The following is a 1,451-nucleotide window of genomic DNA, read 5'->3' on the forward strand; positions in this document are numbered from 1 at the left end:
TGAACTGCACCCCAAAAGTTGGACACTGATCCAACCTTTGGGGTGTTTTTCATGGCGAAGTACGACGAACGGTTCAAGCAGCGGTTGGTAGACGCATATTTGCAAGGCGAGAGTGGGATTAAAGCGTTGGCAGCGCGTCATGAAATCCATCACGCGATGTTGGAGCGCTGGGTCGCGGCGTATCGCGAACATGGCAGCGCGGCACTGCGCAGCAAATACGGTAGCTACGATGCGCAATTCAAGATGCGGGTGTTAAAGCACATGTGGCGTGATGAGCTATCCGGGCGGGAAGTCTCAGCGCGGTATGACATCCGTGATGCAGGTAGTGTGGCTCGCTGGGCGCGTCTGTATGATGAGGGCGGTATAAACGCTTTGGTGCCCCGTCCACGAGGGCGCCCCCGACAGATGAACGCCTCACCGCCCGATCGCCCCGCCCAGGCGAATTCACCCGACACGCGCCCGCGCGAGGAATTGCTCAAGGAGATCGAGTATCTGCGTGCGGAGGTGGCGTACCTAAAAAAGTTCGATGCGCTGCTGCAAGCAAAGAAGCAGGCAGCGCAAAAGAAAAAACGCAAATAGTGCGCGATCTCAGGCAGCACCATCCGGTAGCCATGCTTCTGAAGGTGGCGGGTTTGGCTCGCAGCACGTTTTATTACCAGCTCAAAGCACTGCACAGCGATGACCGACACGCTGATCTCAAGACGAAGATCCGGAGCGTGTTCGAACGCCACGCGGGACGCTATGGCTATCGGCGCGTCACGGCTGCCATCCGGCAGACCGGTCAGCTGGTGAACCACAAGGCCGTGCAAAGGCTGATGCAGCAATTGCAGTTGAAGTCTCTGGTACGTCCGAAGAAATACCGTTCGTGGCGAGGTGAGATCGGCAAAGCCGCGCCCAACCTGCTGCAACGGCAGTTCGAAGCTGCGCGGCCTAATCAGAAGTGGGTGACCGATGTGACCGAGTTCAACGTCGGCGGCGAGAAGCTTTATCTATCGCCGGTGATGGACCTGTATAACGGTGAAATCGTGGCTTATCAGATGGAACGACGACCAGGCTTCGAGCTGGTCAGTAGCATGTTGAAGAAGGCATTGGCCAGACTCGGACGCAAAGAGCACCCGTTGCTGCATTCGGATCAGGGCTGGCAGTACCGAATGCCGGCCTTGCGCCAGCAGTTGAAGCAGCGCAAGCTGACTCAGAGCATGTCCCGCAAGGGCAACTGCCTCGACAATGCTGCGATGGAAAGCTTCTTCGGGACGCTCAAATCCGAGTGCTACCGGCCACAGCGGTTTAGCTCTGTGGAGCAGCTAAGCGAGACGCTGGACCGTTATATCCATTACTACAACCACGAACGCATCAGGCTCAAGTTGAAAGGCCTGAGTCCCGTGCAATACAGGACCCAGGCCTCGCGTACCGTTTAATCTCTAACCGTCCAACTTCGCGGGGTCAGTTCA

1 protein-coding gene is annotated in these 1,451 nt (G+C 57.2%); it reads left to right on the top strand.

Annotation, left to right across the window (positions count from 1 at the left end; genetic code table 11):
- The first annotated feature begins 51 nt into the window (after window positions 1-51).
- Window positions 52-1,418, top strand: a protein-coding gene (locus tag HHL14_RS32740; protein WP_169501737.1) for an IS3 family transposase whose coding sequence is annotated in 2 segments (ribosomal slippage) — window positions 52-523 and window positions 523-1,418 — 1,368 coding nt in all. Because the reading frame shifts where the segments join, the coding sequence is not laid out codon by codon here.
- Window positions 1,419-1,451: the final 33 nt, after the last annotated feature.

It is taken from the genome of Paraburkholderia antibiotica, from assembly GCF_012927125.1.
GTDB lineage: Bacteria > Pseudomonadota > Gammaproteobacteria > Burkholderiales > Burkholderiaceae > Paraburkholderia > Paraburkholderia antibiotica.